Genomic DNA, 7741 nt, shown 5'->3' with positions numbered 1-7741 from the left:
GCGCGATATCCGAGGTGACATCGCGGACGCAAGAAGGGCCGTTCATGCCACTTTCAGCCATCGTTTCGGCAATTATCAAAATTCGGAAACGATGACCTTGGTATCTGGCCATGAACCGGCCTGACAGGCTGGCTGACGGCGTGGCTACTCGTGGTGTCCCGCGCCTGACTGCGTGCCGGTGGCTCGAAGATCGGCCAGGTTTCTGGCGACAAGCCGCTGCAGGTTCCAGAGACTGGCATCCCGGATGCCAAGGCGCTCCAGGTGATCAACGGTCTGCATCAGGTACTCGGCACCGGATCCCCAATGGCCGACTGCCTTGCTCAGCACGCTTGCGATTTCCTCGTTGGTCACGCCGCCGACAAAATTGCGGCCCTTGCGATCGGCGGCAAAGACGATGGCGCGCACGGGGGTCTGTCCCGCCCTGGCGGTCACCCATCGGGGTGGGCTGGTGGGCGGCTTGACGGTCATCTCCCGCCGCCAAAGGATGCGGAGGACCTTCATTGCCCGGTCCCCGGCGATTCGATACAGTGCGCCACGGCAACTGCCACCCGGTACCAGCGACATCATCAGCCCGGGCTGTTCGGGCGTACCGCGGAACCGTGTGAGCCGGATGCAGAAGGCACGATGCCAGCCGTGCAGGGCGGCTGGCATCTGTTCGTCAACCTCAAAGCCCGGGTTCCACAGCAGCGAGCCATAGGCGAACAGCCAGATGTCCTGGCCGTGCCACGCGCCGGCGGCCAATAGCGCATCCAGGGATGCGTCGTAGTCGGCCTCGTTGTGGACGACGACGCCAGGGGCGGGCCCGGCGTCCTCGACCTTGCGCGCAATGCGCCCCACCAGGTCGGGCGTCAGGCGCGGCGGTGCCGAGCGGTGCTGATGTGTCGTAGCGGGCGGTTGCATCCGTGCTCCCCATTCACTGCCTCGCGGCGATGCGGCTCGGCTGCTGTAACGCTAGACCACGCGGCAACATAGAACAAGGCTGGGCCGGCCAGGTGCCGGCGCCATGGCGAAGTGGCGAGGTGACGATACCTCCACCGTGATCCCGCGGCTGGGGAGTGCCCTTTACCCAGCCGCCAGCCCCAGCGAGCGCAACTTCGCCCCCTGGTCGAAATACGGCCTCTCGCAAACGATCTTGTCGCTGCCTGGCGCGAACTCGAACGATGCCGCCATGCGCACCCGGAACGCGCGGCCCGTCGGCGGGTACACGGTGCCGTTTGCCTTCAGGGGGCCGAGATGGGTGCCGGTGAGCCAGAACTCCACCAGCACCGTGTCGTCCGCGGCCGCAATGGCGATGATCTCGTTGGCCTGGTCGGGAAAGGGTGTGCGCGACGACGCAAAGTAGCCGCGCACCGCTTCCTCGCCATCGAAGACCGCGCCGCCGCCGTGCATCTCGTAGCGCGGGTGGGCGAATGTGGCGATGACGGCGTCCCATTCCCGGGTGCACTCCAGGGCCATGTGATCGCGAACGGTCTGGATGCGGGCTAGAGACAAACTATCCATGTTTTGGGCTCCGTGATGATGCGTCGTGAATGCGTTGATGCGTTGATGTGTTGATGTGTTGACCCGGTTTGGTTCGATGGCGCGGGGCAGCCGCTCATTCCTGCGTGACGCCGGCGGTCCTTGCAACTTCCTTCCATGCCGGGATGTCGCGGGCATTCAGCCTGCCGAGTTCCTCGCCGCTCATCGGCGTGGCGGCGATGCCCATTTCCAGCAGGCGCACCCTGATTTCCGGCATGGCAAGCACCTGGTTCAATGCGTCCGACAGCTTCCGCACGATCGGCTTCGGCGTGCCGGCCGGTACATAGAGTCCCCAGCGGAACACACGGTCGAAATCGATGCCCTCGTCGACATAGCTCTTCACGCCGGGCAGGCTGGGCGAGCGCGAGGTACAGGTGCCAAGCGCCTTGACCTTGCCGGACTTGACGAAGGGCGTGCCTGAGGTCATGTCGACGTAACCCAGCTTGATATGCCCGGCAACAATGTCGTTGAGTACCTGCGGCACGGTCTTGTAGGGGATATGCGTCATCGAGGCGCCGGCGAGCTGCTTGAGCACTTCGCCGCAGAACTGTCCGGTGGAGCCGGTGCCCCAGCTGGCGTACTGCACCTGGTTGGGATGGCTCTTGGTGTACGCCACCAGCTCCTTCAGGTCGTTCGCCGGAAAATCGTTGCTGGCCACCAGCAGGATTGCGGCCGTGCCGACTTGCCCGATGGCGGTGAAATCCTTGACCGGATCGTAGGGCAGCTTGGTGTAGACGGCGGCGTTCAACATATGCGTGGTGGCGCCGCCGAGGGTGAAGGTATAGCCGTCAGGTGCGGCGCGCGCCACGGCTTGCGTGCCGATGATGCCGGAGGCACCGCCTTTGTTCTCGACCACGATGGGCTGCTTCAGGATCGCCGACATGCGTTCCGCGAGCACCCGGCCGAGAATGTCGCCACCGGAGCCGGCGGAGATCGGCAGCAACAGGCGAATGGGGTGGGAAGGATAGTCGGCGGGGGATTCCGCGGCTTGCGTGGCGGACACGGGCGCTGCGAGCGCGACGAGGAGCGAGGCGGTGGCGAGGTAGTGGGGCATTGGGGTGTCTCCTGCTTCTTTGTGATGTGCTACAGGGCCTGTCCGGCGCTTCGGGCCTGCCGGTCACAGACCCAGCCCGCCATCCACGACCATCTCCAGACCGGTCACATAGCGCGATTCATCGGATGCAAGAAACAGCGCCGCGTATGCAATATCCCATGGCGTACCCTGCCGGCCCATCGGGCAGCGGCTGTTTCGGAACTCGCGCGCGGCTTGCACCGCCGCCGCGTCGCCATCCGTGAGATGGGCCGCGTGCGGCGTATCGATCAGGCCGGGCAGGATCACGTTGCAGCGCACCTGCTCCGCCGCATAGCGGCGCGCAAGGATGCGCGTCATATGGTTGAGCGCGGCCTTCGATGCGTTGTAGGAGAGAAAGGGCATGGGCCCCCATCTGCGGCTGGCGATCGAAGAGATGTTGATGATCGAGCCGCCACCCTGCGCGATCATGTGCGGCATCACCTTCTGGCAGGCGAGCATGGCGCCCTTCAGGTTGATGTCGAACACGCGGTCCCAGGATTCCTCGGTGATGTCTTCGAGTTCGGCGATCTCCTCGATGCCCACGTTGTTGTGCAGCACGTCGATGCGGCCGTAGTGCCCTCGGCAGGCGTCCACCATGGCTGCCAGCCGCGCACCGTCTCGCACGTCGGCCTCGAAGGCGCTGGCGCGTCCACCCTCGGCTTCGATCTGGCTCGCGGTGCGCCGGGCCAGCGCCAGGTCGCGGTCCACGCACAGCACCGCTGCGCCTTCGCGTGCATAGACGATGGCGGCGGCGGCGCCGTTGCTGGTGTCGGCGCCGATCGAACCCGCGCCGACAACGATGGCTGCCTTGCCGGCAAGCCGGTTCATTCCCTTGCGATTGCTGTCCGGCATGCTGTGCCTGTCTCCGTGGTGATCCCTTTTCATGGCCCCGCGCCGATGGGGATGCGAAAAATATAGCACAGGATTGAAACGTTTCAAGTCAAGGGTAAACGACTGGCTGCGGCGACGCGGAATAAAGACAAGACGCGAAGATGCCCTGTGGGAAGCAAGCCTTAGCTGGCCGCGCTCTTTGCCCTTGGCCGTAGCGGCTTCCTGCGCGTGCGCGCATCGATTGCGGCGCACGACTCGCGCAGGATCAGGTCGCAGGTCAGCATCAGGTGCCCGGTGGGGGTGGATTCGCCGCTGCCTTGCGCCTGCGGTTCCATTTCGGCAAGCAGCAACTGCGCCGCATGGCGCCCCATATCCTGCAGGCTCCAGCTCAGGGTCGTCAGCTCGGGGGTGTGCACCTGCGCCAGTTCGGTATCGCCCACGCAGATCACCGACAGGTCGCCGGGAATGTCCTTGCCGCACTGGCGTGCCGCTTTTAGCGCGCCGGCCAGCAGCGTGGTGCCCAGTCCGAAGATGGCGGTAGGCGGCGCAGCCTGCTGGAACAGTGCCAGGCATTGCGAGAAGGCGACATCCATCGAACTTGTGTCGATGCGCACGAGGTCCAGTGCTCCGGTAGCGCCGCGCGCTGCGGCGGCCGTCTCGAAGGCATGCCAGCGCTCGCGCGCGGGGCGCAGGTGCGAGCTGGGGAAGAGCAGGGCGATGCGACGGTGGCCGAGGTCGAGCAGGTAGTTCGCCGCTTTCAGCGCACCGCTGAAATGGTCCACCTTTACGCTAGGGCGGTCCGGGGCGATATCGCGGTCGAGGATGACCAGCGGCGCATCGATTTGCGCGATCTGCTGCTGCAGCTTGGCCGAGCTTTCGGAGCCGGGCGCAAACAGCACGCCGTCGACGCCGACGCGGGCAACGTCGAGCAGCAACTCGCATTCGCGTTCGGTGTCGTTATGCGTGTCTACCAGCAGCAAAGTGTAGCCGGCTTCGCGCAGCACGTGTTCGGCCGCGCGCACGATGACGCCATAGAAGCGGTTGGTGATATCGGGCACCAGGCAGGCCACCAGCCGGGAGCGCCGCGAGCGCAGGCTGCGGGCGGCGGCGTTGGTGACGTAGCCGATCCTGCGAGCGACCTCGACCACGTGCGTGACGGTCTCGGCGGAGGGCCCGCCGCGTCCCGCCATCGCATTGGATGCGGTACCCACCGAAACGCCCGCTTGCTCGGCCAGGTCCTTCAGGGTCGGCTTGCGCTGCGCTTCAGTGGTCTTCTTCATGGGACTCCGCGGATCTCGTCGTTTCCTGATGCCGGCAGTGTAGCATGGGCATGAAACGATTCAATCGCGCGGAGCGGACTTGCGGGAAGCGCTTCAGGCCGCCTTCTTCAACGTCGCCAGCGCCTGCCGGCCAGCCGCCAGTTGCTGCGCCACTTCCGCGACGCGCGCACCCAGGTGCTCGGCCGTGCGCAGGTCCGCCAGCGGGGGCACCACATCCGAGCTTTCGTCAGCGTTCGACTGCGCGGCCGCGCCCAGGAAGAAGCCGTGGCGATTCAGCGAATCCTCGGTCGACTTCGAGTTATTGTGTCCCGGCGGCAGGCCAAGGTTGACCCAGTGCATGCCGTGCTGGGCGGCGAAGATCGAGATCTGCTGCAGTGTGGCCAGCTTGTCGCCCGAACGCGATGCCGCGTTGGTGAAGCCCGCCGCCACCTTGTTGGCCCACTTGCCGCCCTTGGCGAAGACATTGCGCGAGGTGGCGTCCATAAAGCCCTTGAACTGCGCCGATGCGCTGCCCATGTAGGTGGGCGCGCCGAAGATGATGCCGTCCACGTTCTCGAGCGTGTCCCAGTGCTGGTCGATGTCGTCGACGCTGATCAGCAGGCTTTCCACGCCATCGACGCTGGCGGCGCCGCGTGCGACGGCCTGTGCCTGCTTGGCGGTATGGCCGTAGCCGCTGTGGTAGACGATGGCGATCTGGGTAGCGTTGGCGTTCATGATATGGGCCTCAAAGAAATTTGAAATATTTGAATGTGGCCTGCATCGCGTTGGTCGTTTGATTGCTGGGCCGGTGAAGCAAGTCTAGGCATCTGCCGGCGCAGTTGGTGGGAACAATCTCAACCAGTTGTTGAATTATTTTGAATGAACGGGCGGCGTGAGAGATTTGGTACGTCTGGCCCATCGCGCCAGCCGCGCGTGCCGGTGCCGGAACAGGCATCTCACCACGGCGACCATTGCGCCTTCACAACCTGGCAGCCAGGCTGCAGGCCCCCGCAACTTGAAAGCCAGCCGGTCGCGTACCTCGCAAAAGCCATCGGCCGTATCGCGAATCGTCCGCTCGTGCACCCAGCTGCGCATGGTCAGCATCCGCGACGTTTCCCTGAACCGGTACCCGGGCCCGACCTCCGCCAGCATGATGTCGTCCGCGTCCACCGGAAGCACGCAAAGCGCCAGCAGCCAGCTGCGGCCGAGGCGCTCGCCAAGCGGCAGCTCGTCGAGCGTCCTGCCTCGCATGGCGGCCGGGGCCGTCATACGCAGCCAGGGAAACAACTCATCGTTGATGCCTTCCGCCGTGGTCGCGCGGTGCCAGGCCTGGCTGGCGCGCACTGGCAGCGGGGAGGCAAGCTCGAACATCAACGGCATAGGAGGCCATCCGGCAATGGTTGAATCCGCTGGCCATGATAACGGAAGGGCACTCCCGCACTCGATGCTGCGCCGGATCAGGAGGATGGCGTCAAGCCGGCAACGGCTACAGTGGCAGGTTCATGCCGGATCACGTGGAAACCCTCGCCCTCCGATGGCGCAACGAAGTATCGGGTGATTTCATCGAACTGCGCATCGCTGGTCTCAAACGCATGCGTGCCGCTGGCATTGCGGGCGCGCAGGCGTGCCTTGCACAAGGTGTCCGGCATATCGAGATAGTGGAGCTGATGCGGTACGCCCGCCTGCTCGAATATGGCCCTGGCCCAGCTTCGGCTGGCCGGCGTGTTGGCGGGGAAATCGAGCACGACCGACATGCCCGCCAGCAGCAGTGCCTCGATGTGGCCGGTCATGGCGTCTCGCAGCCTGCCGGCGCAGCGGACATAATCGGAGATCGCCCGGATTTCCCCAGGGTAGAGGCGCGACAGCCAATCGTCCTCGCTGATCAGCACGGTCGCCGGACGGGCCGCGAGTTGCTTCGCCAGCGTCGATTTTCCTGCGCCGATCTTGCCGCAGACCATATAAAGGGTGGCGGGTGGTCGGGACGAGGGAACGTTGTGTGGCTGCATTTCAATCTCCTTGGCGATGAAAGCCCCGGGAGACGGAAACAAAAAACCCGCCTCATGGGGCGGGTTGCTTTGTGTGCTCAGGCCACGCGCTAACCCACCATCCGGGGGATGGTGCGAATAATCGAAGGGGTTTGCACGCGGTTCATGAGATGGAGGATAAGTGACTGCGCGTTGGCACGCAATCACTTTGGAACGAGTGCCACCCGGCACCCAGCTGCGCATAGTCAGCATCCGCGACGTTTCCATGAACCGGTACCCAGGTCCGACCCCGGCCAGCATGATGCCGTCTACCGTCCACGGGCAGGACCGTCAAAGGAGGCTCCCGCCAGTTCCAGCGTGCTGCCTCGCACTTCGCTCTTCACGGGATCGGTCTTTTTCCACTGCTTCTTCGGCACCATCAGTTTCCAGGTCGCCTCCTTGTCCGGACTCCGGAAGAGGGCAATGACCCCGACATACTGCGCGTCGGCATGCATCGGCTCGCTCAGGCTTACGCTCGCGTCCGGGCGCAGCACCACGTCCCTGGCCGCTAGCAGATCGGCCTTGAGGGATTCGAGGTCATTCGTCTGCAACTGCGCATAGCCCAGCTGTTCAAAGGCCTGCGGCGATTTCAACTGGTAGATCCGCACCACCGTCGACAACGATTGTCCGGCGCCGTTTGCATTTAACGACGGCCGGCTGGTGAGATCGAGGCTCATGGTCTTGACCTGCGTCGTGAAGGCCCATTTCGTGGCCTCCACCGTGCTGTCCTTGACTGCCTGGCCCACGCCGCAACCAGCCATATGGGTGGCAACCAGCAGTAGGGCACCGTTTCGAAGCTGTCGCCTCATCGTGTTGATCCTCTTTGTGCAGCGTATCGCTGCGTTTCATTGACAGTGCGGGTTCAGCGTTGCGCCGGCATCCCTGAGCTGTGCCCGCGCCAGTTCCCGAGTTGCACGCGGGTAACGGCATCGCTGGCGCCCGGGGCGTCGGCTTCGCTGTGCCGCCTGAGCTGCGTGGTGTAGCCCAGGCTCACCTGGTCCGAATTCAAGGCCGGCGCCGGCATCAGCGCGGGCCTC

The 7741-nt window shown here is 64.8% G+C and carries 9 protein-coding genes; all 9 read right to left on the bottom strand.

Translation table 11 applies throughout. The annotated features are described in order from the left end of the window. Positions 1-144: 144 nt before the first annotated feature. Positions 145-900, bottom strand: coding sequence for a gamma-glutamylcyclotransferase (locus AC1DT6_RS39675; RefSeq protein WP_441626054.1), 756 nt, complete (start codon positions 898-900; stop codon positions 145-147). 162 nt (positions 901-1062) lie between these two features. Beyond that, positions 1063-1500 carry an ester cyclase gene (locus AC1DT6_RS39670; protein ID WP_441626056.1) on the bottom strand — a complete coding sequence of 146 codons (438 nt, stop codon included), beginning with the start codon at positions 1498-1500 and terminating at the stop codon, positions 1063-1065. Positions 1501-1594: 94 nt separating this feature from the next. After that, positions 1595-2572, bottom strand: coding sequence for a Bug family tripartite tricarboxylate transporter substrate binding protein (locus AC1DT6_RS39665; protein ID WP_441626058.1), 978 nt, complete (start codon positions 2570-2572; stop codon positions 1595-1597). Positions 2573-2635: 63 nt separating this feature from the next. Further along, the gene (locus AC1DT6_RS39660) at positions 2636-3442 is read right to left on the bottom strand and encodes an SDR family NAD(P)-dependent oxidoreductase (protein ID WP_441626060.1); all 807 of its coding nucleotides are present in this window, start codon (positions 3440-3442) and stop codon (positions 2636-2638) included. Between the two features lie 161 nt (positions 3443-3603). Beyond that, positions 3604-4701, bottom strand: a complete 1098-nt coding sequence (locus AC1DT6_RS39655; RefSeq protein ID WP_441626062.1) for a substrate-binding domain-containing protein — start codon at positions 4699-4701, stop codon at positions 3604-3606. Between the two features lie 93 nt (positions 4702-4794). Further along, on the bottom strand, positions 4795-5415 hold the full coding sequence (locus AC1DT6_RS39650) for a flavodoxin family protein (protein ID WP_441626064.1): 621 nt from the start codon (positions 5413-5415) through the stop codon (positions 4795-4797). A gap of 135 nt (positions 5416-5550) precedes the next feature. Then, positions 5551-6060 (bottom strand): hypothetical protein, encoded by a 510-nt coding sequence (locus AC1DT6_RS39645; protein WP_477115541.1) that lies wholly within the window; start codon positions 6058-6060, stop codon positions 5551-5553. 77 nt (positions 6061-6137) lie between these two features. Continuing rightward, positions 6138-6686 (bottom strand): P-loop nucleotide/nucleoside kinase family protein, encoded by a 549-nt coding sequence (locus AC1DT6_RS39640; RefSeq protein WP_441626068.1) that lies wholly within the window; start codon positions 6684-6686, stop codon positions 6138-6140. Positions 6687-6973: 287 nt separating this feature from the next. After that, entirely contained in the window at positions 6974-7513 is a 540-nt protein-coding gene (gene tssJ / locus AC1DT6_RS39635) for a type VI secretion system lipoprotein TssJ (protein WP_441626070.1), read from the bottom strand. Positions 7514-7741 lie beyond the last annotated feature (228 nt).

The sequence above is a fragment of the Cupriavidus sp. 01L45 genome (assembly GCF_056399885.1).
The sequence above is the reverse complement of the archived record's forward strand: the minus strand, read 5'-3'. Positions and strand labels throughout refer to the sequence as shown.

Bases quoted from the DNA above. Each gene is read 5' to 3' on its own strand.
- AC1DT6_RS39645 (WP_477115541.1), bottom strand. From the start codon at position 6,060: ATGCCGTTGATGTTCGAGCTTGCCTCCCCGCTGCCAGTGCGCGCCAGC.
- AC1DT6_RS39675 (WP_441626054.1), bottom strand. From the start codon at position 900: ATGCAACCGCCCGCTACGACACATCAGCACCGCTCGGCACCGCCGCGC.
- AC1DT6_RS39660 (WP_441626060.1), bottom strand. From the start codon at position 3,442: ATGCCGGACAGCAATCGCAAGGGAATGAACCGGCTTGCCGGCAAGGCA.
- AC1DT6_RS39650 (WP_441626064.1), bottom strand. From the start codon at position 5,415: ATGAACGCCAACGCTACCCAGATCGCCATCGTCTACCACAGCGGCTAC.
- AC1DT6_RS39665 (WP_441626058.1), bottom strand. From the start codon at position 2,572: ATGCCCCACTACCTCGCCACCGCCTCGCTCCTCGTCGCGCTCGCAGCG.
- AC1DT6_RS39640 (WP_441626068.1), bottom strand. From the start codon at position 6,686: ATGCAGCCACACAACGTTCCCTCGTCCCGACCACCCGCCACCCTTTAT.
- tssJ (WP_441626070.1), bottom strand. From the start codon at position 7,513: ATGAGGCGACAGCTTCGAAACGGTGCCCTACTGCTGGTTGCCACCCAT.
- AC1DT6_RS39655 (WP_441626062.1), bottom strand. From the start codon at position 4,701: ATGAAGAAGACCACTGAAGCGCAGCGCAAGCCGACCCTGAAGGACCTG.
- AC1DT6_RS39670 (WP_441626056.1), bottom strand. From the start codon at position 1,500: ATGGATAGTTTGTCTCTAGCCCGCATCCAGACCGTTCGCGATCACATG.